25 protein-coding genes are annotated in these 26,239 nt (G+C 72.1%); 5 read left to right on the top strand and 20 right to left on the bottom strand.

The window, feature by feature from the left end; genetic code table 11:
* The first annotated feature begins 24 nt into the window (after positions 1-24).
* From G6R20_RS11020 to G6R20_RS11010, 3 genes are all read left to right on the top strand, one after another.
* Positions 25-375, top strand: a complete 351-nt coding sequence (locus G6R20_RS11020) for a helix-turn-helix domain-containing protein (protein WP_163376402.1) — start codon at positions 25-27, stop codon at positions 373-375.
* Positions 376-563: 188 nt separating this feature from the next.
* A complete protein-coding gene (locus G6R20_RS11015) occupies positions 564-962 on the top strand; it encodes a helix-turn-helix domain-containing protein (RefSeq protein ID WP_159147733.1) in 399 nt (132 codons plus the stop codon).
* Between the two features lie 199 nt (positions 963-1,161).
* Positions 1,162-1,587 (top strand): DUF3039 domain-containing protein, encoded by a 426-nt coding sequence (locus tag G6R20_RS11010; protein WP_083249764.1) that lies wholly within the window; start codon positions 1,162-1,164, stop codon positions 1,585-1,587.
* A gap of 221 nt (positions 1,588-1,808) precedes the next feature.
* Here the strand turns inward: G6R20_RS11010 and G6R20_RS11005 are convergent, their stop codons facing one another.
* The 12 genes from G6R20_RS11005 to G6R20_RS10950 form a co-directional block, all read right to left on the bottom strand.
* Positions 1,809-2,405, bottom strand: a complete 597-nt coding sequence (locus tag G6R20_RS11005; RefSeq protein WP_163376401.1) for an EcsC family protein — start codon at positions 2,403-2,405, stop codon at positions 1,809-1,811.
* Positions 2,406-2,808: 403 nt separating this feature from the next.
* Positions 2,809-3,501 (bottom strand): urea ABC transporter ATP-binding subunit UrtE, encoded by a 693-nt coding sequence (gene urtE, locus G6R20_RS11000; RefSeq protein ID WP_205475839.1) that lies wholly within the window; start codon positions 3,499-3,501, stop codon positions 2,809-2,811.
* A gap of 5 nt (positions 3,502-3,506) precedes the next feature.
* On the bottom strand, positions 3,507-4,409 hold the full coding sequence (gene urtD, locus G6R20_RS10995) for an urea ABC transporter ATP-binding protein UrtD (RefSeq protein ID WP_132063624.1): 903 nt from the start codon (positions 4,407-4,409) through the stop codon (positions 3,507-3,509).
* Complete coding sequence (urtC, locus tag G6R20_RS10990; RefSeq protein WP_163376460.1) at positions 4,406-5,572, bottom strand: urea ABC transporter permease subunit UrtC; 1,167 nt, start codon at positions 5,570-5,572, stop codon at positions 4,406-4,408. Before urtC ends, urtD begins: the two co-directional genes overlap by 4 nt.
* 146 nt (positions 5,573-5,718) lie before the next feature.
* Entirely contained in the window at positions 5,719-6,603 is an 885-nt protein-coding gene (gene urtB / locus G6R20_RS10985; RefSeq protein WP_061228856.1) for an urea ABC transporter permease subunit UrtB, read from the bottom strand.
* A 118-nt stretch (positions 6,604-6,721) separates the two neighbouring features.
* Positions 6,722-7,951, bottom strand: a complete 1,230-nt coding sequence (gene urtA, locus G6R20_RS10980; protein WP_205475837.1) for an urea ABC transporter substrate-binding protein — start codon at positions 7,949-7,951, stop codon at positions 6,722-6,724.
* A gap of 444 nt (positions 7,952-8,395) precedes the next feature.
* On the bottom strand, positions 8,396-9,352 hold the full coding sequence (locus tag G6R20_RS10975; protein WP_240341401.1) for an urease accessory protein UreD: 957 nt from the start codon (positions 9,350-9,352) through the stop codon (positions 8,396-8,398).
* A complete protein-coding gene (ureG, locus tag G6R20_RS10970; protein WP_061228858.1) occupies positions 9,349-9,984 on the bottom strand; it encodes an urease accessory protein UreG in 636 nt (211 codons plus the stop codon). Before ureG ends, G6R20_RS10975 begins: the two co-directional genes overlap by 4 nt.
* 175 nt (positions 9,985-10,159) lie before the next feature.
* Positions 10,160-11,020 (bottom strand): urease accessory UreF family protein, encoded by an 861-nt coding sequence (locus G6R20_RS10965; RefSeq protein ID WP_163376457.1) that lies wholly within the window; start codon positions 11,018-11,020, stop codon positions 10,160-10,162.
* The gene (ureC, locus tag G6R20_RS10960; protein ID WP_163376399.1) at positions 11,020-13,215 is read right to left on the bottom strand and encodes an urease subunit alpha; all 2,196 of its coding nucleotides are present in this window, start codon (positions 13,213-13,215) and stop codon (positions 11,020-11,022) included. The genes G6R20_RS10965 and ureC overlap by 1 nt, the downstream gene beginning before the upstream one ends.
* A 57-nt stretch (positions 13,216-13,272) precedes the next feature.
* Complete coding sequence (locus G6R20_RS10955; RefSeq protein WP_163376398.1) at positions 13,273-14,148, bottom strand: cobalamin biosynthesis protein CbiX; 876 nt, start codon at positions 14,146-14,148, stop codon at positions 13,273-13,275.
* Positions 14,145-14,465: an urease subunit gamma gene (locus G6R20_RS10950; RefSeq protein ID WP_067713537.1), complete on the bottom strand. Its 321-nt coding sequence runs from the start codon at positions 14,463-14,465 to the stop codon at positions 14,145-14,147. Before G6R20_RS10950 ends, G6R20_RS10955 begins: the two co-directional genes overlap by 4 nt.
* Positions 14,466-14,793: 328 nt before the next feature.
* Between G6R20_RS10950 and G6R20_RS10945 the strand changes: the two genes are divergently transcribed.
* Positions 14,794-15,321, top strand: a complete 528-nt coding sequence (locus tag G6R20_RS10945) for a 2-oxo-4-hydroxy-4-carboxy-5-ureidoimidazoline decarboxylase (protein ID WP_143337742.1) — start codon at positions 14,794-14,796, stop codon at positions 15,319-15,321.
* Positions 15,321-15,644 carry a hydroxyisourate hydrolase gene (gene uraH, locus G6R20_RS10940; protein WP_163376397.1) on the top strand — a complete coding sequence of 108 codons (324 nt, stop codon included), beginning with the start codon at positions 15,321-15,323 and terminating at the stop codon, positions 15,642-15,644. The genes G6R20_RS10945 and uraH overlap by 1 nt, the downstream gene beginning before the upstream one ends.
* Positions 15,645-15,718: 74 nt before the next feature.
* On the opposite strand, the gene G6R20_RS10935 is transcribed toward uraH, so the two are convergent.
* Genes G6R20_RS10935 through G6R20_RS10900 form a run of 8 tightly spaced genes read right to left on the bottom strand, consistent with a single transcriptional unit; the run spans position 15,719 to position 26,175 of the window.
* Positions 15,719-17,065: an amidohydrolase family protein gene (locus tag G6R20_RS10935; RefSeq protein WP_205475819.1), complete on the bottom strand. Its 1,347-nt coding sequence runs from the start codon at positions 17,063-17,065 to the stop codon at positions 15,719-15,721.
* Positions 17,062-19,704 carry a molybdopterin cofactor-binding domain-containing protein gene (locus G6R20_RS10930; RefSeq protein ID WP_163376396.1) on the bottom strand — a complete coding sequence of 881 codons (2,643 nt, stop codon included), beginning with the start codon at positions 19,702-19,704 and terminating at the stop codon, positions 17,062-17,064. The genes G6R20_RS10935 and G6R20_RS10930 overlap by 4 nt, the downstream gene beginning before the upstream one ends.
* A complete protein-coding gene (locus tag G6R20_RS10925) occupies positions 19,698-20,567 on the bottom strand; it encodes an FAD binding domain-containing protein (RefSeq protein ID WP_067713669.1) in 870 nt (289 codons plus the stop codon). The genes G6R20_RS10930 and G6R20_RS10925 overlap by 7 nt, the downstream gene beginning before the upstream one ends.
* A 5-nt stretch (positions 20,568-20,572) precedes the next feature.
* The gene (locus tag G6R20_RS10920) at positions 20,573-21,985 is read right to left on the bottom strand and encodes an 8-oxoguanine deaminase (protein WP_163376395.1); all 1,413 of its coding nucleotides are present in this window, start codon (positions 21,983-21,985) and stop codon (positions 20,573-20,575) included.
* Positions 21,982-23,379: an amidohydrolase family protein gene (locus G6R20_RS10915; RefSeq protein WP_163376394.1), complete on the bottom strand. Its 1,398-nt coding sequence runs from the start codon at positions 23,377-23,379 to the stop codon at positions 21,982-21,984. The genes G6R20_RS10920 and G6R20_RS10915 overlap by 4 nt, the downstream gene beginning before the upstream one ends.
* A gap of 23 nt (positions 23,380-23,402) precedes the next feature.
* Positions 23,403-24,008, bottom strand: coding sequence for a pyridoxamine 5'-phosphate oxidase family protein (locus tag G6R20_RS10910; protein WP_163376393.1), 606 nt, complete (start codon positions 24,006-24,008; stop codon positions 23,403-23,405).
* On the bottom strand, positions 24,005-24,826 hold the full coding sequence (locus tag G6R20_RS10905) for a creatininase family protein (protein WP_163376392.1): 822 nt from the start codon (positions 24,824-24,826) through the stop codon (positions 24,005-24,007). The genes G6R20_RS10910 and G6R20_RS10905 overlap by 4 nt, the downstream gene beginning before the upstream one ends.
* The gene (locus tag G6R20_RS10900) at positions 24,823-26,175 is read right to left on the bottom strand and encodes an FAD-binding oxidoreductase (protein WP_163376391.1); all 1,353 of its coding nucleotides are present in this window, start codon (positions 26,173-26,175) and stop codon (positions 24,823-24,825) included. Before G6R20_RS10900 ends, G6R20_RS10905 begins: the two co-directional genes overlap by 4 nt.
* Positions 26,176-26,239: the final 64 nt, after the last annotated feature.

Raw genomic sequence — 26,239 nt, 5'->3', positions numbered from 1 at the left:
GGTTCGGCGGGAGCGAGCGACTGCGTGCGGGGGCGGCGGTGGCGGCCGTTGTCGTCGTCGTACTCCCCCGATGGCTACGCGCTGCTGTTCAGTGAGGTCGACCGCGAGTTCGTCACGCAGTTCATCGAGCGCAACCTCGGCCCGGTGCGCGACTTCGACCGCACCCGCGGCACCGCGCTACTCGACACCCTCGAGGCGTGGTTCGGCGCCGACGGCAGCCCCTCCGCCACCGCCGAGCGACTGTTCGTGCACGTCAACACGGTGTACCAGCGGCTCGACCGGCTCGATTCCGTACTGGGCACCGGCTGGCGCCGCGGCGACCGCGCGCTGGAGCTGCGGCTGGCGCTGCGCTTGGCGGAGTTGCGGGGGGCGTGAGGCGCGGGGTGTTAGGGCCGCGGCCGGCTCCCAGTGATCCACGCACCCGCCCCCTCACGAGCGACGGATGGTCTTGGCATGGGCGCTCGCCTGCCGTACGCTTGCGTCATCTGCGACATGTACGACACGTGCAACATCTGCATTCAACGAAATTCCGCCTTGTCAGCGGCGAGCAGGAGTGACCTCTAATGCATGCTCTCGCGACCGAGAACGTTCCCGTCGACCAACTCGACGCCCTCGAAGATTTCGCGCGATCCGACGCTGGCCCTGAACTGCGCGACCTTCTCCTCGACCTGACCCGCCGGGTGCGTGACGGCGATGAAGTCATCACAATTGACGCTGATTCCACGCTCACCCCGAACCAGGCGGCCGAGCGACTCGGGATGAGCCGCTCCCACCTCTACAAACTGCTGGACCGCGGGGAGATCCTCTTCCATCGAGTGGGCCGCGACCGACGCATTCGCGTGCGCGACCTTCTCGAATTCCAGTCACGCCATAACCGCGATCAGCGCGAGCTCGCCGAGCGCTTCGCGCACCAGCAGAAGACCGCCGCCTCTGTCGAGGACGAAATCGCCGACCTGCTCTGACGAAGACCTCGCCCTGGGTTCTCTTCAGAACGACGCTGATGTGCGACTTCTCAAGCAGGAGACTGCAGCACGCCTCCGCACCGAGTGGGAACTGGAGGCCCAGCGAACAGTTCTTGACGCACTGCGCAGTGTTCACTCCGGTGGGGAGTACCGAGCCCGAGTCCACCATCCGATCCCCGGAGTAGGCGATCTCGCTCACGTGAGCTTCAGCGTGGAGGCCGTGCGCGAAGATGACTATCGAGCGGACGAAATCACCGTGGAGATCACGCCTGAGCCACGCTTCGCTGCGAGTGATCTCTTATGGCAATTGACGATTCGAATTTTGATCTCGATTGATCCACCAGAGCAGGGCTGGGATCGCTACGGGGATATCTACTCCAACATCGCGGACCCGGGGGCATGGGCGAAGCGACGGGAGGCGCTGGCGACTTTGGTGACAGCGGGCGACCTGGCTCTCTCTGAGCCGGGGTCGATGAGCCACTACACCCATCGTGAGCACCTTGCGGGCAAGACGATTAACGGGGAAGCCGTACGCGCACTCTGCGGCCCTTTTTTCGTCCCGCGGCAAGACCATCACTCTTTGCCCCTCTGTCCGAAGTGCGCGGAGAGATACGCGGCACTCTGAGTAGGCATCAGGGCATCAGGATAGTGACACACGCTGAGGTGGCCTCATGGCCCTGCGCCGCCGACCCCCAGTGGACAACCAGCGAACCGATTGGAGACGCGGGCCCCGCTCTCCCGGAGGCGCTGACCTGCAATGCCCTGAACGGGCCCTGCAGGGCACCGCAGTTCAGCGGTGGTTTCGACGCAACGCGGCAGGGGGGGGCCGACTGTCAGACGGCAGGCTCAGACCACAGTGCCCGGCACGACCACCGGGTCAACTGCCGGGAAGTTGCTCTTCGCGTAGCCGGCGATCGATCGGATGCCCGCGATGTTGATCGTCCCGCCGACGGCCGCGCCCGCCACGGGCACGACCTTGACCAGGTTGATGGACCCCGTGGTGCCGAACTTGGTGACCAGACGGAAGCCCACCGCCTTGTTGATCTTGGTCAGGACGGTGCCCGGCACCCTCTTCAGGGCCGCGACGGCCGTCTTGGTGCCGATCTCGACGCCGGCCTTGGACATCGCCTCCACACCGGCGGATCCGATCAGCGACACCGCGATGACACTGCGGACCTCGTCGCTGTCGACGTCATATCCGCGTAGGTGCGCAACGGCCGCGATCATCCGGGTGGCGCGGGTGTAGAAGACGGTGACATCCGTGGGAATGGCCACCGCCATCGTGGCAAGCCCGCCAAGCCCGGAAACGAACCCCGACGCGCCCACGACCCTGGTGTGCGTGGCGATGATCCGCTTGATGGCCTTCTCGGCGTCGCCACCGGAGTGCTTGAGCGCCTCGTCGGCGATGGTCTCCGCACCCTTGACCGGTCCGAAGCCGTTCACTCACGAATCGAGGATGAAGTTGATGGTGGACGTGGCCGCCGCTTCCATATCGCCTTCGGAGATCGACTTGGTGATCTCCTTGACACGCTTGGGTTGGGCAATCGCCATGAGGGGGCGCCTTTCGCACAGGCCTGAGGGAACGGTTCGCTCTCACTGCGGCCGATCAGTGAGCCCGCGGCGCCGGGGAGGGAGTCTCGGCGCCGAGAAGAGAACAAGCAGTCTTTGCCCCGAGCGGTTAACGGTGTCGACAATTCGGTGTGGGACGCGCGCCCGCGGCGTGGCCGGTCCGACCCCTCTAACCTGGGGCGCCCTGAACGGGCTGAGCAGGGCACTCCAGGTCAGAGGCGGTATCGGCGGGCGGCGGTCCGGATGCAGGCGCCGGCGCAGGCGCGCGGGCGCGGTGTCAGATCGCCAGTGCCGACGAGACGTCGTGGGCGGCGGTCGCATCAGAGGCGCCTGAGTGCGAGATCCGCCCGGACTCCATGACGTAGTAGACGTCCGAGGCCCGCAGCGAGAAACCCACGTGCTGTTCGACGAGCAGGACCGAGAGGTCGCCGCGAGATGCGAGATCCACGATGATGCGCTCGATCTCGGCGACGACGTTCGGCTGGATGCCCTCGGTGGGTTCGTCCAGCACCAGCATCCGGGGTTCGGTGATGAGCGTCCGGGCGATCGCCAACTGCTGCCGCTGGCCGCCGGAGAGCAGGCCGGCCTTGCGGTCGAGCAGCTCCTTCAGCGCCGGGAACAGGTCCAGCGACTCGTCGATCAGCGCCTTGCCGCGCTTGCGCCCATCGGCGACGAGCTGCAGGTTCTCGGCCGTGGTGAGCTGGGTGAACGACTGCTGCCCCTGCGGGACGTAGCCGATCCCGCGGGCCACCCGCGCGTGCGGACGCAGGGAGGTGATGTCCTCGCCGTCGAACTCGATCGTGCCGCCCTTGCACGGCAACAGTCCCACCGCGGTCCGCAGCAGCGTCGTCTTGCCCGCGCCGTTGTGACCGAGGATCGCAGCCACTCCCCCGGCCGGAACCTCGAGGTCGACACCGTGGACGACCTCCGAGCCGCCGTAGCCCGCGCGGACGCCGGTCATCTTGAGCAGTGCGGTCATCGTGGGGTCTCCTCGGTCTCGTCTGCCAGCTCGGTGCCGGTCGCGGCGGCGGTGCCCAGGTAGACCTGCTGCACCTTGGGGTCGGCCTGGATCTCGGCGACGGTGCCCTCGGCGAGCACCTTGCCCGCGGCCAGGACGGTGACGGTGGTGGCGAAGGCCCGCATGAAATCCATGTCGTGCTCCACCACCACGACGGTGCGGTCGGCGGCGATCCGCTGCAGCAGTTCCCCGGTGGCCTGCCGCTCCTCGGCGCCCATCCCGGCGACGGGCTCGTCGAGCAGCATGACGTCGGAGTCCTGCACCAGCAGCATGCCGATCTCCAGCCACTGCTTCTGCCCGTGCGCCAGCACCCCGGCTTTGGTGCCGGCCAGGTGCTCGAGCCCGATGGTCTCCAGCGCCTCGGTCACCTTGTCCTCCCGGCCGTGGCGGCGCCGCAGCAGGGTGAGCGGGCCGCGGCGGGCGCCGGCGGCGATGTCGAGGTTCTGCTCGACGGTGAGGTCCTCGAACACCGACGCCGTCTGGAACGTGCGGCCGATGCCCATCTTGGCGATCTTGTGCGTCTTGAGCCCCAGCACCGGCTGGCCGGACTTGTCGACGGTGCCGGTGGCGGGCACGAGCCCGGTGATCGCGTCGACGACGGTCGTCTTGCCGGCGCCGTTCGGGCCGATGAGGAAGCGCAGGTCGCCCTGGATCAGGGTGAGGTCGACACCGTCCACGGCCTTGAATCCGTCGAACGTCACCGTCAGGTCGCGGACCTCGAGGTAGGTGCCTGCGCCTCCTTCACCGGAGCGAGTGCGGGCGGACGCGCGGGCGGCGGAGCCGGGCAGGCCGATCTCGGCACCGGTCAGGGTGCCGGCGGACAGCGCGGCACCGATGCCGAAGGCGGTGGACGGGGTCATCGGGACTCCTCGGGGGAAGCGGCAGCGGTGTTGGCGGCGGGACCGGAAGGTTCAGCGGTGCCGGTAGTGGCGGGCCGGTCAGAGGTGGCGGCGCTCGTCGTCGTCGTTGTCGTCGTCGTTGTCGTTGTCATTGCGGGGGTGCCCTTCGCGCGGGGACGTCGCATCACGAACAGCGACGCCAGGCCGCCGGGCAGGAACCCCACCACCACGATGAACAAGATGCCCTGCAGGTAGGTCCACTGCGACGGGTAGGCCTCGGAGAACGCGGTCTGCGCCCACGCCACCCCGATCGCGCCGAGCACCGGGCCGAGCAGGGTGGCGCGGCCGCCGATCGCGACGCCGATGAGGAACGCGATCGAGGGCGCGATACCGATCGCCGACGGCGAGATGATCCCCACGATCGGCACGAACAGCGCCCCGGCGAGCCCCGCGGCGAAGGCGGCCACGGCGTAGGCGAACGACTTGACCATCGCCGGGTCGTAGCCGAGGAACCGCACGCGCTCCTCCTGGTCGCGGACGGCCACGAGCAACTCGCCGAACCGGGAATTCATGAGCTGGCGCACCAGCAGCACCACGAGAAGCAGCGCGCCGCCGGCGAGGAAGTACAGCATCCGCCGGTTGGCCGGGTCGGACAGCGCGAACCCGAAGAACCCGGTGAAGCGGTTGAGCCCGTTGGACCCGCCCAGCTCCGGCCGGCTCACGAGGAAGATCGCGGCGGCCGCCGCCAGGGCCTGCGAGAGGATCGCGAAGTAGGCGCCCTTGACCTTGCGGTTGAATACCAGGTAGCCGAACCCGAACGCCAGCAGCGGCGGGACCAGCAGGATCACCGCGAGCGTGAACCCGGGCGAGGCGAACGGCACCCAGTACCCGGGCATCTCGCGCATCCCGGCGATCTGCATGAAGTCGGGCAGCGCGTCGGCGCCTCCGCGGTCGCGGGCGTCGGAGATCTTGAGGAACATCGCCATCGCGTAGGCGCCCACGCCGAAGTACACGCCCTGGCCGAGGGTCAGCATGCCGCCGCGCCCCCACGCCAGACCGATGCCACTGGCGACGATCGCGTAGCAGAAGAACTTGGCCAGCAGGCTCAGCCGGAAGTCGCTGAGCAGCGCGGGCGCGAGGCCGAAGATGATCAGCGCGGCCACCGCGAGCGCGGCCCAGAACATCCACCGTGGCCGCTCGGCGTCGCCGGTGAGCAGGCGTCGGGCGCGGGTGCGCCGGGGCGGCGAGGCCGCGGGATCGGGGGCGGTGGTGGCAGCGGAGTCGGCGGAGTCGGCGCCGCCAGCCGCTCGGGTGACGGAGATGGTCTTGGTCATGCCAGGCTCCTGGTCTTGACGGCGAACAGGCCCTGCGGGCGCACCTGCAGGAAGATGATGATGGCGACAAACACGAGCACCTTGGCCACCGACGCGGTGGTGGAGTACTCGAAGAACGAGTGCAGGACCCCGAGCGCGAACGCCGCGATCACGGCGCCCCGCAGCTGGCCGAGACCACCCACGACCACCACGAGGAACGCGTCGATGAGATACGACTGGCCGATCGTCGGGCTCGTTGAGCCTATGAGCGTGAGCGCCACCCCGGCGACGCCGGCCAGGCCGGAGCCGATGAAGAACGTGGTGATGTCGGTGCGGCGGGAGCTGATGCCCGACGACTCGGCGAGGTCACGGTTGAGCGTGACCGCCCGGATGCGGCGGCCCATGGGCGTGAACTTCATCGCGGCCATGACCGCGGCGACGCAGGTGATCGCCAGGACGAAGATGAACACGCGAGTCAGAGGCACCGACGCACCGAGCAGTTCGACGCTGCCGCGCAGGAACTCCGGCACCGCCACGTTGACGGCCGGCGCGCCCCAGATGTCTCGGGCGATCTGCTGCAGGACCAGGCCCACACCGAACGTGACGAGCAGGGTGTCCAGTGGACGGGCGTAGAGGCGCCGGATGAGCGTCACCTCGAGCAGCACGCCGAGCAGGCCGCCGACGACGAAACCCAGGGCCAGGGACAACAGCAGGCTCATCCCAGAGGCGGCGGTGATCTGCTGGACGACGTAGGCGGTGTAGCAGCCGGCCATGATGAACTCGCCGTGGGCCATGTTGATGACGCCCATCTGGCCGAACGTCAGGCTCAGGCCGAGGGCGGCGAGCAGGAGGATGGAGCCGATGCTCAATCCGGTCGCGAGTTGTCCGATGAGGATGTCCACATCGGCTCCTTTCTCCGGGTCCCGCCCTCCCCCTCCCCCGCTCCCGACTGACGGGCCGGGAGCGGGGTGGGTCGGGCGGGGTGGGCGGGGCTGGGTGATCCGGGCTGACGGTCGGGCGTCAGTTCCCGGACAGGTCGCCGGCCCAGTCGTAGGACTCGAGGAACGGGTCGGGCTCGATCGCCTCGCCGGAGCTCCACACCTCGTAGATCAGGCCGTCGGGGCGGATCTCGCCGACGATCGCGGTCTTGGAGATGTGGTTGTTCTCGCCGTTGATGGTGACGGTGCCCTCGGGGGCGTCGAAGCTGACGCCGTCGGCGGCGTCCTGGATGGCGTCGACGGCGAAGGAGTCCGCCTTCTCGACCGTGTTCTTCCACAGGTAGACCGACGTGTACGCGGCTTCCATCGGATCGGAGGTGACGCGGTTCGCGCCGTACTTCGCCTTGAACGCGTCGACGAACGCGGTGTTCTCCGGCGAGTCGATCGTCTGGTAGTAGTTCCACGAGGTCAGCTGGCCGTCAATATTCGCGGCGCCGATGCCCTGGACCTCCTCCTCGGCGATCGACACGCTCACCACCGGGGTGTCCTCGGCGGACAGGCCGGCGTTGGAGTACTCGCGGAAGAACGCCACGTTGGAGTCGCCGTTGAGCGTGTTGAACACGGCGTCCGGGTTGGCGGTGCGCACCTTGTTGACGATGGTCGAGAAGTCGGTCGAGCCGAGCGGGGTGTAGTCCTCGCCGAGGATCTCGACCTCGTTGGCCTCGGCCCACGCCTTGATGACGCGATTGGCGGTCTGCGGGAAGACGTAGTCCGAGCCCACGAGGTACATGGACTCCACGCCCTGCTCCTTGAGGTACTCCAGGGCGGGGACGATCTGCTGGTTGGTGGTGGCGCCGGTGTAGAAGATGTTCTCCGACGCCTCGAGGCCCTCGTACTGCACCGGGTAGTAGAGCAACGCGTTGGCGTCCTCGACCACGGGCAGCATCGCCTTGCGGGAGGACGAGGTCCAGCCGCCGAAGATCGCGGCCACGCAGTCACTGGTGATGAGCTTCTGCGCCTTCTCCGCGAACACGGCCGGGTCGGAGGCGCCGTCCTCCACCACGGGTTCGATCTGCTTGCCCAGCACCCCGCCCTCGGCGTTGATCTGCTCGATCGCCAGCGCCACCGAGTGACGCACGGTCTTCTCGGAGATGGCCATGGTGCCCGACAGCGAATGCAACGAGCCCACCTTGATCGTGTCGCCGGAGGTGTCCACGCAGGACTCGGCGGCGGCCGCGGCGGTGTCGCCGGTCCGGCTTCCGCAGGCGGTGAGCGCACCCGCACCCAGGATCACGAGGCCGGCGGTGGCCAGTGCACGCCGGGTGCGGATCGAGCGCGGCGTCTGGCTCGCGCGAGCTGTCTTCCCAGAGGAGATGGAGGTGGAGTTCACGTGGTTGACCTGACCTTCACTGACCGGCTGTCGAGTGCTCCCGCGGGCTGCGGGGCTCGAAGCGCGATGTGGATAAAGGTAAGGACATGATGTGAGTCAGCTGAGTCGCCGGTGTTTCGCCACCGTTGCCTCTACCGGCGTTGTGTGAACGCTGTGTTTCTCGTCCACCCCGCGATACAAGTGCGCGGGCGCGGCCGGCTGAGCCCGCACGCCGCTCCTGCGCGGGGTTACGCGTCCCCTTCGGCTTGTGATGCCTCTATGTACGCGTACGCGCGGGATGTGCTGGCGGAACGGTCCATAGAGGGCGCATACCTGGGCGTCGGCGGGCTGGGCGGCGGCCGTCGTCTCTCGGGGCCGGCCCGGCTCTCAGCTCTTGCGCAGGTCCGGCGCCGGCGCACCGAGGAGATGCACTCGCGCGGCGGACCAGACCGCGCGCACCGCTGCCTCCACGTTCTCCTGCCCGCGGCCGAGCACCCGCAGCCAGGCGCCGCAGCCGTCGGGCAGGGTGCTCACCCCGCACCGCACCGCATCAAGGCCATCCGAGTTCGGGGTCGCGGACCCGATCGCCTCGGCCGCGTCGCGCATGACCGCCGCGAGCTCCTCCGCCGGGCCGGGCGCCACGACGAACAGGGTCCCGATCGCGTCGGCGTCTCCTGTGACCAGCGGGTGGCCGGCCTCGTCGCGAGTGATGTGGGTGGTGTCCACGGCGAGCAGGGTGCCGTCGGGGCGGGAGATCTCCACGGCCGAGACGTAGGCGGCCACGTCCCAGCTCTCCCCGCGGGCCACGCGTCCGGCGGTGAGGACGTCGCCGGCGATGAGCACGGCGTCCTCGGGCACCTCGGCCCGCAGCCGCTGCTGGAACCTGCTGCCGCCGTACGGAATGAGCGGGTCCGGCAGCCACTCGCACACCGCGCCCTCGCCCAGCGTCAGGGAGACGGTCTGCGTGGCGTAGCCGACGTCCATCCGGTGCACCCGGTTCGCGGCCTGCGTGGTGACCAGCGCCTGCGCGCCCTCGGCCAGACGGACCTCCATGTCCAGCCGGTCGCCGCCGACGATCCCGCCGCCGGTCGACATCACGTACACCGTCGGCATCTCGCGGAGGACCGGGTCGATGTACAGCGACCGCATCACCTGCAGCGGCGACTTCTGGAACCGTTCGGCCAGTACCGTGCGGCCGCGGCCGTCCCGGCGGAAGGCCAGGTCCAGCACGCCGACCTTGCCGGGCGAGCCGACGGGCAGCGCGCCGGGCCCGGACTGCGGTCCGGCGGCGACGGCGGGCCACACGAACCCCGGGTCGGCGGCCCGGGTCAGCCGGTCGCTCACCGTGCGGGCAGCAGTTCCACCCGGCGGGACTCGAAGTAGTCGAGCACCTCGGCGATGCCGGTCCCGGAGAGGCAGTCGGTGAGCGCGACGGGCTTGCCCGAGCGGACGCGGTCAGCGTCCGAGGACATGATTCCCAGATCGCAGCGCACGTACTGGGCGATGTCGATCTTGTTGATCACCAGCAGGTCGCACTCGGTGATGCCGGGCCCGCGCTTGCGGGGCATCTTCTCGCCTTCGGCGGTGTCCAGGACGAAGACGAACAGGTCGACCAGTGCCGGCGAGAACGTCAGGGTGAGATTGTCGCCGCCGGACTCGTAGATGAGGGTGTCGACGTCCGGGTGGTCCTCGAGCATCTCCGCCCCCACCGCGAGGTTCATGGTGGGGTCGTCGCGCACGGCGGTGTGCGGGCACGAGCCTGTCTCCACGCCCACCACCCGGGCGGGATCGAGGACTCCGGCCAGGGTGCGGCGGACGTGCTCGGCGTCCTCCTGCGTGTAGATGTCGTTGGTGATGACGGCCGGGGTGCGTCCCCGGGCGATCAACTCTGGGACCAGCGCCTCGATGAGAGCGGTCTTGCCTGAGCCCACCGGCCCACCGATCCCGATCCGCAACACCTGCTGTGCCTCTGCCATGCAACGAACGCTAGTGCAGCCGTGTTTCGGCAGTGTTGCGCGGCGTACGCAGCGCGGCCCTGCCCTCGGCGGGATCCGCCCTGACCTGCGATGCCCTGCAGCGCACGTTCAGGGCACCCCAGGTCAGAGCGCTACCGGGTACGCAGGTACTCCGGTCAGGAGGGTGGAGGCCGGGTCACGAGGCGAACAGCCGGGCGTCGGCGCGTTCGTGGTGGCAGGACGCCAGGTCCAGCACTGGCGCGAACCCGCCGAGTTCCTCCAGCGACCGGCCCACCGCGGCGTCGGCGACCTCGGCGATCACCGGAGCCGCCCCGCGCACCAGCGCCTGCGCGGTGCGGTGATCGGCCAGTCGTAGTCGCAGCGCGGCGCCGGACAGGCTGATGACCAACGCTGTGAGGTCTGCGGCCACGGCCTCCCGCCGGCTCAGCCCGCCGCGGGCGTAGACCACGCCCATGACCACCGACTGCGACCCCGGCGACCGGCGGGCCCGGACGTGGTCGTTCCATGCGGACACCACCGGGTCGTCGAGTAGCTCGGCGGCCAGGTCGAGCACCTGTTTGCCGGTGCGGGTGGCGCCGTCGCGGAACTCGCGGGTCAAGCGGGTGGCGTGCAGCCGCCGGTCGATGCGGGTCAGCGCGGCGAGCAGAGCAGCAGTGTCAGTGCAAGCAGGATTGGCGGCCGGCGGCGGGGCGAGCTCGTGGGTCGCCGCCCAGGCGAGGGCCAGCGCGGTCGCCTCGGCCGGGCCAGCGGAATACCGCAGGATCCCGTGCACGGCCTCGGCCACGGACCGCGCCCCGGCCCCGGCGCCGCCCTTGACAGCGCCTCCCTCCACAGCGCCCAACTGCCGGAGCCCCTCGAGCCCGTGCGAGAGCGTGTACATGCCCGAGGGGAACGAGGAGTCGGTGAACTGCAGCGCTAACAGCAGAGTCGCCAGTTCGGCACGACCCGCATCCGGCACACCATCCGGGACGCGGCGGCCCTCGTCGTCGTGGTCGTCGTGGTCGTCGTGGTCGTGGTGGTCGTCGTGGTCGGTCATCACGCGAGGTAGTGGAGCTGGGCCAGCGGCAACGTGGTGGCGGGGGCAATGGTGGCGGGCTCGCCGTCGACGGTCACCACGTAGGTCTCGGGATCCACCTCGATCGTCGGGCAGCGGTCGTTGCGGACCATGTCCTTCTTGCCGATCCCCCGGCAGCCACGCACGGGCAGGCACGGCGAGGTCAGGCCCAGCTCCTCGGGCACGCCGGCCTCGATCGCGGCGGCGGACAGGAACGTCACCCGCGTGGACTGCAGCGCCCCGCCGTACGCGCCGAACATCGGGCGGTAGATCACCGGCTGCGGCGTGGGCAGCGACGCGTTGGGATCGCCCATCGGCGCCCACACGATCATCCCGCCCTTGATGATCAACGACGGCTTGGCGGCAAACGAGTCGACCGGCCACAACACGAGATCGGCGAGCTTGCCGGGTTCGATCGAGCCGAGGTGGTCGGCGATGCCCGCGGCGATGGCGGGGTTGATGGTCATCTTGGCGACGTAGCGCAGGACGCGCTCGTTGTCGTTGCGGTCGCTGTCCTCCGGCAGCGGGCCCCGCTCGACGCGGCAGTGGTGGGCGGTCTGGAACGCGCGCTGCCACGACTCCCCGATCCGGCCCATGGCCTGCGAGTCCGACGAGAAGATCGAGATGATCCCCTCGTCGTGCAGGACGGTCTCGGCGGCGATCGTCTCGGCGCGCACGCGGGAGTCGGCGAAGCTCACGTCCTCCGGGATGTCGTGCGACAGGTGGTGGCACACCATGACCATGTCCAGCAGTTCGTCCACCGAGTTCACGGTGTACGGCAGCGTCGGGTTGGTCGAGGCGGGCAGGACGTTGGGCTCGCCGCACACCCGCAGGATGTCGGGGGCGTGGCCGCCGCCTGCGCCCTCGGAGTGGAACGTGTGGATGGTGGAATCGCCGAACGCGGCACGCGTGTCCTCGTAGAAGCCCGACTCGTTGAGGGTGTCGGTGTGAATCGCGACCTGCACGTCGTAGGAGTCCGCGACCTCCTGCACGCAGCGGATCGCCGCGGGCGTGGTCCCCCAGTCCTCGTGGATCTTCAACCCCGCCGCGCCGGCCACGATCTGCTCGACCGCCGACTCCGGCTGCGACGTGTTGCCCTTGCCCAGCACCCCGATGTTCACCGGCAGCCCGTCGGCGGCCTGCAGCATCCGCCCGATGTTCCACGCGCCCGGGGTGCAGGTGGTGCCCTTGGTGCCCTCGGCGGGGCCGGTGCCGCCGCCGAACAGGGTGGTCACGCCGTTGCTCAAGGCTTCCTCGACCTGCTGTGGCGCGATGTAGTGGATGTGGGTGTCCACGCCGCCGGCGGTGACGATCTTGTGCTCACCCGCCACCACCTCGGTGCCGGGCCCGATCACCAGCTCCGGATGCACCCCGTCCTGCAGGTGCGGGTTGCCTGCCTTGCCCACGGCCACGATCCGCCCGTCGCGCACACCGATGTCGCCCTTGACCACACCGAGCACCGCGTCGACGATGATCGCGCCCGTGATCACCAGGTCCAACGCGCCCGACGCCCGCGTGCCCGCCGGGTCCTGCGCCATCCCGTCGCGGATCGCCTTGCCGCCGCCGTAGACGGCCTCGTCGCCGTAGCCGCTGCTGCCGTCGGTGGTCACCGCGTTGTGGTCGGTGGCGATCTCGATCACCAGGTCGGTGTCGGCCAACTGAAGTCGGTCGCCGACCGTGGGTCCGTAGATATCGGTATAGGTGGCGCGCGAGAGCACGGTCGGCGGGCCCTCGGCTGCGGGCACAGCGTCCGGGGCGGGCGCGACCTCGTCGTCGTCGTTGTTGTCAGGGCTGTCGCCGCCCCCGCCGCTGTGCAGGAACCCCCCGGCGACCATCCGCTCCAGCGCGCGCTCGCGCACGGCCGGGTCGTCGAGCGGGCCGTCGACCAACCCGGAGAACCCGTGGCACACGCGCTCGCCCGCGAAGTCGACCAGTCGCACCGTCCGCGTCTGGCCCGGTTCGAAGCGCACCGCCAGGCCCGCGCCGATCGCCAGGTGCCGCCCGTACGCCGCGATCCGGTCGAAGCGCAGCTCCCGGTTGGCCTCGAAGAAGTGATAGTGCGAACCCACCTGGACGGCGCGGTCGCCGGTGTTGGTCACGCGCACCTCGAGGGTCGCGCGGCCGGCGCCCAGCTCGATGTCCCCGTCGCCGTAGAGGTAGTGCACCGAACCGGACATATGTGGCTCCTGGGGTCGTCGGGGTGGGGTGAGGTCGGGGTGTAGTGGCTGGGGCGGCTAGTGGGAGTGGGTGTAGACGGTGCCGTCGGCGGCGACGTGCGAGTGGGCGTAACCGTGGCCGTCCTCGGCGTCGAGGGCGGCGTCGATGCCGTCGTCGCCGTGGTCGAGCCGGTGCACGGCCTCGCGGACGCGGGTGTCGATCACGCTGCGCAGCACGGCCGGGCCGAACAGGTACTCGCCCTCGCCGGGCAGGTCGAGTCCGGTGACCGGCGCGGGGGCGAGGGTCGCCGAGACCACCACCGGCCGTCGGCCACCGAGGGCGTGGACGCGCTCGAGCCCCTCGGGGAGGTCGGGGTCGGGTTCGTCGCCGCCGTGGAACGCCACCTCGACCAGCCCGGGCTGCCCGTACTGCCGCGCGAGCCGGGCGAGGCGGTACAGCTCGGCGTCGGCGAACGGGTCGATCGCGCGGCTCACCAGAAGCGCCGAGCACACCGCGCCGTGCCGCCGGATCACCGCGCGCAGGCGGGTGACGAGCATGGTCGCGTCGCCGAGCGGAGCGGCCAATGCCACCGGGCCCATGGAACCAGCGGAGCCCGGGGCGAGCCGTGCGCGGTCGGTGCTGCCCCGGACGTCGCGCAACGTCCGGGAGCAGTCGGCGACCATCGCGGGCGCGCGGCCGAACGTCATGGGGACGACGACGACACCGGCACCCTCTCCCGCCGAATCCGGTCCCCCGGGCCTTCGCGCCTGCTCCTCCACCAGGTCGGCCAGGTCGCGGCCCGGCCGTGCGGCGGGGATGTCCAGGTCCGGCATCTGCTCGGACTCCGGGCCCAACGCGAGGACGATCCGGGCGGTCGCCGGGTCGGTGTGCCCGTGGCTGTGTTCGTGGGCGTCGCCGTGCCCGTGGGCGTCGCCGTGCCCGTGGCCGCTCACGCGCTCTGCTCCACCGGCCCGATGGGGTCGTGCACGGTGACGAGCTTGGTCCCGTCGGGGAACGTGGCCTCGACCTGGATCATCGCCAGCCGCTCGACCACGCCGTCCATCACCCGGCCGGCGTCGAGCACCTGCCGACCGAGGTCCATGCACTCGGCGACCGTGCGGCCGTCGCGGGCGTGCTCGACGATCTCCCACGAGATGAGCGCGGTGGCCTCGGGGACGTTGAGCAGCACCCCGCGCTCGAGCCTGCGGCGCGCGACCTCGGCCGCGGTGAACAGGGTGAGCTTGTCCAACTCGCGGGGGGTGAGCTTCATCCTGGGGTCCTCTCGTGCTCGGGCGACGGCGCGTCGACGCTTCTGAACGCTAGCGACGTTGTGTGTCGGCAGTGTTACTTGCCTCCGGTCCGGCCCTTCCTCCCGCCGTGCCCTCGCCGCGCCCTCGCCGCGCGAGCCCCTGACCTGCGGTGCCCTGCGGGCGGCGTGCAGGGCACCGCAGGTCAGGGCGCCGGGGCCGATTGTTACGCCGTGTTACGACTGCCGCGTCGGCGGTGTTCCGGGCCCCTGCCGCTGCGATGATGAGCCCGTGCCCGAGACCACCACACCCCCCGTTTCCTCTGATTCTGCCGAGACCGTCGATCCCGCCGTGAGCGGATTCGATGCCGCGCGCGCAGAGGAACTGATGCCGGTCCTGACCGAACTCTCCGGGTCGAAGACCTGGGCGCGCGCGGTGTTGGAGGGGCGGCCGTACGGCTCCCGCGACGCGCTACATGCGGCGGCCCGGCGGGTGCTCGACGAGCAGAAAGACGCCGAGGTGCTGGCCGCGGTCGACGCGCATCCGCCGATCGGCGCGGGCTCGGGCGGCGCGGGCGGCGGCGCAGACACGGGCGCGCCCCGGGAGGTCGGTCAGGCCTCGGCGCGGGAGCAGAGCGCAGCCGCCACCGCGGACGCCGAGCTCGCGCGCCGGCTCGCCGAGGGGCAACGTCGGCACGCCGAGCACTTCGGCCACGCGTTCCTCGTGTGCGCGACCGGGCTGTCGGCCCGGGACATCGTGGCCGAACTCGACCGGCGGATCGACCTCACCCCGGCAGAGGAGCTCGCGACCACCCGTGACCACCTGGCCGCCATCAACGCCCTGCGGCTGGACCGACTGCTCGAGACCGGAGCCCTCTGATGTCGCTGAGCACCCACGCCCTGGACACCGCCACCGGCACCCCGGCGGTCGGCCTGGGCTACCGGCTCACCGACTCCGCTGGCACTGACCTCGCCTCCGGGGTCACCGACGTCGACGGCCGGGGCCCCGATCTGGCGCAGGTCGAGGTCGGGGCCGGGGTGTACCGACTGGCCTTCGACACGGGCGACTATCACCGGGCCGCCGGAGTGAGCGGCTTCTACCCGGAGGCGGTGGTGTGCTTCGAGGTGACGGACCCGGCCGCGCACCACCACGTGCCGCTGATCCTGTCGCCGTTCGGGTACAGCACCTACCGCGGATCCTGAGGCGCGGGGCTCTCCGACGCTCTGACCTGCGGCGCCCTGCACCGGGCCTGCAGGGCACCCCAGGTCAGCGCCGGTCAGCGTCCGATGCCCCGCCGGGCGCACTGCTCGCGCAGATCCGCGGCCAGGGCCCGCTCGTCGGCGGTGACGAGCTCGAAGTCCCGCACCACCACCTGGCCGCCCACCACCACGTGGCGGGGCCGGCGCCCGGGTGCGGCCCACAACAGTCCTCGGATCGGATCCGCGACGCCGGCGTCCGCGACCCCGCTGACGTCCCACACCACCAGATCCGCCGCCGACCCCGGGGTGAGCCGGCCCAATTCGGGGCGCCCCAGGCCGTCGGCGCCGCCGGCGGTGATCATCTCCAGCACCTCGAGCGCGTCCAGAGGCCTACCGGCGAGCGGGGCGACCTGTATCGCCAGGCGCGCGTCGGCCAGGAGGTGTCCGGCGTCGTTGCTGCCACCGCCCGAGGTCCCGAGTCCCACGGTCACCCCGGCGTCGCGCAGTCGGGCCACCGGCGCCACGCCCCACCCCATCGGAAGATCGCAGGCCGGGGCATGGGTCGCGGTGACCCCGCTCCCGGCGATCGACGCGATCTCGGGGTCGGTGATGTCGCAGAGGTGGGCGAGGGTGACGTCGGGGGCGAGCCAGCCCCACTCCTCCAGCAGGTCCAGGGGGCGACGGCCGTACAGTTCGGCGGCCCGGGCCACGTCGACCTGCTCGTTGGCCTGGGTGCGCCGCCGCAGACCGAGCCGGCGCGCGACCTCCCCCATGGCGGCGAAGGTCGCGGGCCCGTCTGCGTGCACACCCGACGGCCCCACGGCCAGCTGGCGCATCCCGTCGGCGGTGGTCCCGCCGGACGCGCCGGGCAGGTGCGCAGCGTGGATCGCCTCGACCGACGCCGCTGCGGCATCCGGGTCGTCTCCGGCGGTGCCGCGGACGAAGGCCAGTCGCGATCCCAGCGCCTGCGCGCCGGCGTACGCAGCACCGGCGATCTGCATGGGGTCCGCGCCCGCCGGCCAGGTGAGGTGGTGGTCGGCCACGGTGGTGACGCCGCACAGCAGTGACTCGGCCAGCGCCACGCGGGCGGACAGTTCGACCAGCTCATCGTCGACCCGCGCGGCGACGTAGGCCTCGCGCATCCGGGCCAGCCACACGGCCATCTCCACCCCGCGGGTCCCGGGCAGGGTGCGGAACGCGCTCTGCAGCAGGTGATGGTGGGCGTTGACCAGGCCCGGGGTGACGACGCCGCCGTCGGCGTCGAGGGTCTCGACCACGGCAGCGCCGTCGGGCGCGGCGGCAGCATCGTCCGGCGCGGCGGCGATCCGCCCGTCCACGCACTCCACCGTGGAGACGTCCGCCGACTCGAGCCCCGGCGACCAGACCGCCGAGGCACCGGTCACCCGCAACACCCGCGCGCTCACGCCTGGCCCGTCGCCGTGAGAGCCCGGCCGTCGCGACGCGCGAACGACCTCATCCACACCAGGTCCGGGGTCAGGGGGATGAGGTCCTGCCGCACGCCGGTGGCCCGCCGGACGGCGATCCCCACGGCCGCGGCGACCGGGCAGTACGGGGCCTCGGACATGGACTTGGCGCCCAGGACGCCCTCGGGCTCGACGGTGTCGGCGAAGAACACCTCGGTGCGCGGGACGTCGCCCATGCGGGGTGGGTGGTAGTGCCGCAGGGTCGCGTTGGTGACCGCGCCGGTCTCGTCGAGCATCACCTGCTCGTACAGCGCCGCCCCGAGGGCCTGGGCGACGCCGCCCTCCACCTGTCCCCGCAGTTGCTGCGGGTTGAGGACCCGCCCGGCGTCGACGGCGTGGACGCTGTGCAGGACCTTCACCGTCCCGGTGTCGGGGCACACGGCCACCCGCACGCCCTGCACGGTGAACGCGGCCTGCCGACCCAGCCCGTCGGCGCACCCCTCGGCGGACGCCGGCAGGTGGGCTCCGGCGCGGAGCAGCTCGGCGACCCGGGTCGCCGCGCGGTGCAGGGCGCGCCCACCGACCACGGTGCCGGCCGAGCCGAACGCGCCGGTGTCGTGGGTGAGCAGGGCGGTGTCGGAGGCGTGCAGGACCACCGAGTCGGACGGCACGCCCAGCGCCTCGGCGACGATCTGGGTGTGCACGGTCGCGGTGCCGTTGCCGAACTCGGCCGTGCCCACGTAGGCGTGCACGGTGCCGTCGGCGGTGATCTCGACGCGGGCCGAACCGTGGTGCCCCCCGGGCGGATTGGTGGCGATCATGCACAGCGCGATCCCGGTCCCCTCCGCCCACCCGGGCGGCGCGGTCTCCCCGCGACCGGAGGCCAGGGCACCTGCCACCAGGTCCAGGCAGTGGTCGACTCCGTAGGAGGACAGGGCCAGCTCGTCGTCGTCGCCCGCGGAGCTCACCAACGCGTCACCCGGGCGCACCACGTTGCGCCGCCGCAGCTCCACGGGGTCCAGCCCGGCGGCGTCGGCGAGTTCGTCCAGCGCGCTCTCCAGGGCGAACCCCACCTCCCCCAGCCCGTACCCGCGGAAGGCCCCCGACGGCACGGTGGTCGTGTAGACGGCCTCGGCGGTCACCCGCTTGGCCGGGCAGCGGTACAGCTCCACGGACTCGGTGATGGAGTGGAACATCACGCCCGCGGAGTGGCCCCCGTAGGCGCCGGCGTCGGACAGCACGTCCAGCTCGAGAGCGGTGAGCCGGCCGTCGTCGTCGCAGGCCACGGTGACGGTGGTGCGGTACGGGTGGCGCACGGTGGCGGAGGTGAACTGCTCCGCGCGCGAGTACTCCCACACCACGTCGCGGCCGGTGCGCAGGGCCGCGAGCACGGCCAGGTCCTCGACGATCATCTCCTGCTTGGCGCCGAACCCGCCGCCCACCCGCGCGGCGTGGACTCGCAGCTCATCGCGGTCGAGGCCGAAGATCCACGCCAACTCGTCGCGCACGAGAAACGGCACCTGGGTAGAGGAGCGGATGTCGAGCGACCCACCGACCCGGGGCCCGCCGTCGACGTGCCGCACGATCACCGCGTGGGTCTCCAGGTGCGTGTGCTGGACCCGCGAGGTGCTCCACGTGCCGGTCACCGTGTGCGCCGCGCGGGCGATCCCGGCGTCGACGTCGCCCACCTCGCCGGACCAGTCGGCCACCACGTTGCGCGCGGGGTCGGCGATCCGGGAGTCCGGCCCCTTGTCGCCGTGGATCGCCGGCGCTCCGGGAGCACGCGCCGCCCGCGGGTCGAGGACCGACGGCAACACCTCGTAGCGCACCTCGATCAGCTGGCAGGCACGCCGGGCTAGTGCCTCCGACTCGGCGACCACCGCCGCCACGCGCTGACCGTGGTAGCGCACGACCGGGTCGAGCACGCGGGTGTCGTCGGGATCGTCGGTACGCCGCTGGTGGCGGGCGGTGGAGAACAGGACGTCGGGGTCGTCGTGGTGGGTGAGCACGGCGACCACGCCGTCCATCGCGAGGGCGCGGGAGGCGTCGATCGACACGATGCGGGCGTGCGCGTGCGGGGAGCGGAGCACCGCGAGATGCGCGCAGCCCGTCAGGTCGGTGTCCAGGGTGAAGGGTTCGGCGCCGCGCACCACGCGCTCGGTGGCCGGGGCTGCGACCGGGCTCCCGATCCCCCCGGCGGCGCACGCATTCCGGGCGCCGTCGAGGGCGTCCTCGACCGCCCGGTAGCCCGTGCAACGGCACAGGTTGCCCTTCATGGCGGCGATCCTCGGCGCCGGCCCGCCGTCCCGGGCGCACGGCGCGTGCCCCAGCCCGGTGACCGTGGTGACCATCCCCGCCGTGCAGAACCCGCACTGGAACCCGGCGGCGCGGGCGAACGCGGCCGGCACCTCGTCGGGCACCCCGGCGGCGGTGCGGACGTCGGCGCCCTCGGCGCGGTGCGCGGGCAGCACGCAGGAATGGGTGGGCACGCCGTCGACCAGCACGGAACACGCGCCGCAGTCGCCGGTGTCGCAGCCCTTCTTCACCGCGTGCACCCCCGACTCGCGCAGCAGCGTCCGCAGGCACTGTCCGGGGCGCGGGTCGGTCTCCAGCGCGCGTCCGTCGACGGTGATCAGCATGGTGCCTCCCGGTAGATGGGGTGGGTGAGTTCGGCGACGACGGCGAGGGCCGCGATTCCCGCCACGTGACGCCGCCAGCCCGGGTCGCCCTGGGGGTCGTCGTGCCAGCGGGGCAGGTCGCGCACGGCGGCCTCGGCCTCGTCGGGCGTGGGGGGCCGGTCCCAGGTGAGCACCTCCGGGGCGGGCACGGCGGCGGTCACGACGAGCGTGCAACGGCCGCCGGGGTCCAGTCGCCCGGTGACCAGCGAGCCGGAGCGGCCGCTGGGCACCAGCGAGTGCCGCCGGACCGCGTAGCGCGCCCGGCTCGCCGCCGCGGGGATGACGAGCGCGCGCAGGATCTCGCCCGGGGCCAGGCAGGTGCGACCCGGACCCACCACCACCTCGGCGGCGGGGACGGTGCGGGTGCCGCCGTCGGGGGTCCAGATCTCGGTGGTCGCGTCGAGCGTGCAGGCCGCGGCCGTCCCGGCGCCGGCCGGCAGGGCTGCGCAGAGGTTGCCTCCCCAGGTGCCGCGGCCCCAGATCTTCCACGAGGCGAGCAGGCAGGAGAACGCGTCGTGGAGGAACGGGCGCAGGGGCGCGGTGAGCGGGTGGTCGAGCACGGTCCGCAGCGTGGCGGTAGCGGCGACCCGCAGTCCGCCGTCGGGCAGCGGTTCGACGTCGGGCCAGCGCAGGTCGAGCAGGTCCACGAGCGCGGTGAGCGGGGTGGTCTCCCCCGGCGGGGCCGCGGCGCCGGCCGGGTGCAGGTGCGCCTCCCCGTGCAGGGCGGTCCCGCCGGCCAGGGCCGTGGCGCCGGCGAGCAGGGCCGCGTGCGCCTCGCCCCGGCTGCGCGGTCGGTGGAGTGCGGTGACGCTGACCAGGTCCACCGCCCTCACCCCGCCCGGGCCAGCAGCCGCCGGCGGGCGGCCACCACGTCGCGGGCCACGGCGTCGGTGTCGACGGTGAGCACGCGCCCGTTTGCCACCACCCGGCGGCCCTGCACCCACACCCCGGCCATCGGCGGGCGGGACCCCAGGACGAGCGCGGCCACCGGGTCGTCGATCCCCGCGTGGGCCGGGGTGTCCAGGCGCCACAACGCGACATCGGCCTGGTATCCGACGGCCAGCCGCCCGATCTCACCCTCCCGCCCGAGCGCGCGGGCACCGTCCACGGTGGCCATCCGCAGCGCCGTCCGCACGTCCATCGCCCGGGGCCCGCGGGTGGCGCGGGCGAGCAGGAGCGCGGTGTGCATCTCTTCCCACAGCACGCCCGACTCGTTGCTCGCCGAGCCGTCCACGCCCAGCCCCACCGGGATCCCCGCGGCGAGCATGTCCGGGACGCGGGCGATGCCGGCGCCCAGGCGGCCGTTGGAGACGGGGCAGTGCGCGGCCGCCATCCCGCCGGCGGCCATCGCGGCGATCGCCGGGTCGTCGAGGTGCACGGTGTGGGCGAACCATACGTCCGGGCCCACCCAGCCCACCGACTCCATGTACTCCATCGGCGTGCTGCCGAAGCGTTCGCGGCAGAATTCCTCTTCGTCGTCGGTCTCGGCCAGATGGGTGTGCAGGCGCACGCCCCGCTCGCGGGCGAGCTCGGCGCTGGTGCGCAGCAGGTCGCCGGTCACGGAGAACGGTGAGCACGGCGCCACGGCGATGCGGCACATCGAGTCGGGGCCCGCGTCGTGGAACCGATCGATCACGTCGGCGGTGCCAGCGAGGACCGCGTCGATGCCCTCCACCACCGAGTCCGGCGGCAGCCCGCCCGAGCTGCGGCCCAGATCCATCGACCCGCGGCCGGGGTGGAAGCGCAGGCCGACGGCGGCGGCCGCCTCGATCTCGGCGGCGAACACGTCCCCGGCGTCGGCGGGCACCACGTAGTGGTGGTCCGTGGTGGTGGTGCAGCCGCCGAGGGCCAGGTGCGCGAGCCCGCCCAGCGCGGCGGTGCGGACGTCGTCGGCGTCGATGCCCGCCCACACCGGGTACGAGGCGGTGAGCCACTCGAAGAGCGTCGCGTCGGCCGCGAGCCCCCGGGTGAGCCACTGGTACAGGTGGTGATGGGTGTTGATCAGGCCCGGGGTGGCCAGACAACCCGTGCCGTCGACACGTTCCGCGCCGTCCGGAACGAGCGCCGGATCGCACGGCCCCTCCCCCACCGCGGTGATCCGGCCGCCTTCGAGCAGCACGTGGCCGGCGGTGTACTCGGCGCCGACGCAGTCCCCGTCCCCAGCCCCGGCCCCGGCCCCGGCCCCGCCCATGGTCGCGACCGCGCAGTTCTCGATGAGCACCGCCGCGGCTCCGGAGGTCATGCCCGCACCAGGCCCGGCGTGAACGCCGGCGCGAACCCCCGCGCCCGGGCCGAGCGGATCATGCGCTCGGTGAGCTGGGCGTCGGCCTCGTCGGCGAGCGGGTGCAGGCTGCGCGCGCCCTCCGCGACAAGGCGTCCGCCCACGTAGACGCGGGTGAGATTGCGCAGCGAGCACGCCAGGACGTACGTGGCGACGGGGTCCCAGATCGGTCCGGTCGCAGGCCTGGTGGGGTCGACGACGACGAGGTCCGCGTGCTTTCCCACCTCCACGCTGCCCACCCGGTCGGACAGGCCGAGGGCTTCCGCGGCCCCCAGGGTGTGCATGTGCAGGACCTCGCGGGCGGCCAGCACCGCGGCGTCGGAGTGGACGGCGCGCTGGGTGTACAGGCCGATCCGCATGTTCTGGAACGGGTCGGACACGTCGGTGCAGGACTGGTCGTCCAGGCCCATCCCCACGCGGATGCCCGCGTCCCGGTACCGGGTGATGTCGGCGATGCCCGAGCCCAGCCGGCCGTTGGAGGTGGCCTGCCAGATCACGGCGGAGTCGGTCTCCGCGACCCGGCGGACCATGTGGTCGGTGGGGTGGACGAAGTGGCCGAACGCGAAGTCGGGGCCCAGGACCCCGGCGCGGTCGTACCAGTCGAACTTGGCCCGCTGTATCTCGAGGTGCTCGGCGGTCTCCACGAAGTGGGCCTGGTTGCCCACGCCGTGGGTGGCCATGGCGTGGCGTTCACGCTCGGCCGTGGCCGGCGAGGACGACCACTGCACGGATCCGAACACCGACCCGCCCAGGTCCAGCTCGCGGGGAACGGTGCGCAGTCGGTGCTCGGTGACGTGGGCGAATGCGTCGAAGCACTCGGCCTCGGGCAGCTGCTCGTCGTCGAGGCGGGTGGAGGTGACGCAGCGGAGCCCGGAGTCGGCCTGGGCGTCGATCTGCCGGGTGAGGAAGTCGATGTCGTGGACCCGCTCGGCGACCAGGGTCGAGGAGGCGTGGTCGAACACCGCCACGACCCGGCTCTGGGTGAAGTTGTAGGCGCTGGTCACACCGTTGCGCAGGAAGTCCAGGCAGCCGGCGAGGGTGAACCAGTACAGGTCCTCGGCCTCCGCCCCGACCATCATCTCGCCCAGCGTCGACACCCAGCCGTAGAGCGTGTCGTCGGGGGCGGTGCCGCGCATCCCGGCGGTGAACAGGTGGCTGTGCGCGGAGACGAACCCGGGGGCGAGGATGGCGCCGCCGAGGTCGTGGACTTCGCCCGGCAGGCCGGGCGGCGGGTCGCCGGGCCCGAGTCCGGCGATGAGGCCGGCGGCGTCCACGTGGACCCAGCCGTGGAACCAGGCGGGCGCGGCCGGGTCCGCGGACACGGGCAGGACCAGCGCGTCGGTGAAGGTGATCATGGGTTCTCTCGTTCTCTCGTGTGTCAGCCCGGAAGTTCCTCGGCCCGCCACCGCTGCCCGTCCGTCACGAAGCGGCGCCGATGGGACGGCTCGTCGCGTCCGGCGGCCCAGAACGTCACGGACTCTGGCCGCAGTCGCATGCCCAGCCACGTCTCGGGCGGCTGCGCCGGCGACGGGCCGAACCGCTCCACCGCCGCGGCCCACACCCGGCGTCTGCCCGGCGGGGCGAGTTCCGCCGTCGCTTGGTCGTTGGTCCAGGCCAGGAGCTTGAGGTACTCGCTGCGCAGGTGGTAGCTCGCCAGGTGCTCGTCCCGATCGGTCGGCTCGGCCACCCCGGTGACCGTGAGTTGCCGCGTCCGGTCGGCGGACACCACGACCAGCGTCGTGCGCGGGTCGGAGGCCAGGTCCAGGGCCTTCTGGGACCGCGAATCGGTGTGGAACGTGGGCCCGTCGGTGGTGGCCCCGGAGACCAGCAGGTGCCGACAGTGCGGGGTCCCGTCCGAGCCGACCGTGGCCAGGACCCCCAGCGGCGGATCCGCCGGATCGATCGCCAGCCACGCGACCATCGCCTCCAGCGGGTCATCGGCGGGGCCGGGCATGGTGACCACGGAGATCTCGACGGCGGTCACAGTGCACCTCCCATCACGGTGGCCGCGGCGGTGACGGTGGCCGCGGCGGACACCCCGCGCGCCGGGTCGAACTCGGCGATCTCGGCCAGCGCCCCGGCCACGGCGTCCACGTGATCGGCCACCAACCGCCGCCCGGTCTCGGGGTCGGCCCCGGTGGGGTCGCCGATCACCCCGGTGTCGGACAGGTCGTCGGCCAGCCAGCCGAACCTCACGGGGCCGGTGAACCCGATGTGCTGGCACTCCGCGATCCCGGCCGGGACCCTCGCCTCGGCCGCCGACATGTCGACGAGCTCGGGGTGCAGATGCAGCATCATCGACGTCTCCGCCCACCCGGCGTGGATGCCCATCCCCAGTTCGGTGGGGCCCGGGACCGCACGCCCGGCGTAGAGGAAGGTGCGCAGCCCGAAGCGGCGGCGCAGTTCGCGTAGCGCGACCTCGAGCAGCGCCGAGTTGCCGCCGTGGCAGTTGACGAACAGCACCCGGGTGAACCCGCTGGCCCGCAGTGCCGAGCCGAGCTCGATCACCTCGCGCATCAGCGTCTCCCCGGAGATCCACAGCGCCCCGGCGAGGTTGGCGTGTTCGTCGCTCTTCGTATATCCCAGCGCCGGCATGAGCCAGGCGTCGACGTCCGCCTCCGCCGCGGCGGCCACCGCATGGGCGGCCACGTGCTCGGCGACCAGGAGGTCGGTTGCCAGCGGCAGGTGCGGACCGTGGGGTTCGATCGCCCCGGCCGGGATGACGGCGACGGGGTCACCGGTTCCGACCCGGCCCGCCTCGACGGTCGTGAGTTCGGCGTAGCGCCGCTGCGGGCCGATCATGCCTCCCACCGCCCGGGGTTGAGCAGGCCGAACGGGTCGGTGCGGGCAGCCAGCGCGCGGACGGCCTCGGTGCCGTGGTCCACGCGGTACTGGTGCGGTGAGTGCACGCGCACCCCCAGCTCCTCCAGCACCGGCACACCCGCGTACGCGGCCTCCGGCGAGGTGTAGTGACCGTTGAGCATCCCGAACATCCGCCCGTGTCCCGCCTCCAGGTGCAGGGTCCCGCCCGCGTAGACGGCCTCCACCTCGTCGAGGCGTTCCACCAGGGCGTCACCCTGGCACTCCATGTGGAACCAGGTGTCCGGCTCGGCCTTCTGCAGCCAGTGGGTGGGGTGGTTGTAGGACAGGGTCGAGACCTTGATCGTCTCGTTGACGCCCGTGCGGACCGCCTCGACCACTCCCCCCGCACCGTCGATGATCGCCCGCACCTCGTCCACCGCGGCAGCGTCGACGATCGCCCGCAGGCTCGCCCGGCCGGCGGGGATGGCCTCGTCGGCGGGCAGGCACGAGGAGACGTGGGCGCCGTCCGCCGAGCACAGGCGCGGCGCGGGCTCGACGAGGTGGACACGCCGTACAGCGGCGAACGCGTCGTGGTGGTCGTCGAAACTGGCGTACACGCACCGCCAGTCCTGCAACGGTTCGATCCGCACCGTGGCGCGCACGATGATCCCGGCCACCCCGTAGGTGTGGACGAACGGCTGGGCGTCGGCACCCTCCAGGTGCACGATCTCGGCGTCGTCGTGGGCGAAGACCACATCGAGCGCCTCGACGAACCCCTCGTGGTTGCGACCGTGCACGATCGTGCCGGTGCCCGCCGACCCGCCGGCGAGGAACCCGCCGAGCGTCGACTGCACGGTGGAGGGGTACATCCACAGCTGGCTGTCATGGTGGGAGGCCAGCCGCTTCTCGAGGGTCAGCATGCGGACCCCGGCCTCCGCGGTGACCACACCCGCCTCCGTGTCCACGTGGTCGACCCCGCGCAGCGCAGTCAGATCCAGGACCAGCCCGCCGTGCAGCGGCACCACCTGGCCGTAGTTGCCGGTGCCCTTGCCCCGGGAGGTGATGGGCACCCGATGGCGGACAGCCGCTCGGACCACGGTGGGCACCTGGTCCACCTCCGTCGGCCGACACACCACCTCGGGCCGCCCGATCGGCCACTGGGCCCGCAGGATCGGGCTGAGGTAGGACCCGTCCACCGACGCCTTGTCCAGGGCGCGGTCGTCGGTGTGCACGGCATCGGGTCCGAGCAGCTCGAGCAGGTCGTCGACCAGGCCGGCGACATCTGCGGTGGGTCCGGGCGATCCGGTGGGCGGGGTGGGTGTGGCGGGTGCGGTGGAGGTCGCGGTCACGAGGGGCTCCGATCGGGTGCGGGGGCGGCGAGAATTGAAGGGGTGAACCGGGCTGAGGAGCCGG

The sequence above is a fragment of the Dietzia sp. Alg238-R159 genome, assembly GCF_900537145.1.
Classification (GTDB): domain Bacteria; phylum Actinomycetota; class Actinomycetes; order Mycobacteriales; family Mycobacteriaceae; genus Dietzia; species Dietzia kunjamensis.
The sequence above is the reverse complement of the archived record's forward strand: the minus strand, read 5'-3'. Positions and strand labels throughout refer to the sequence as shown.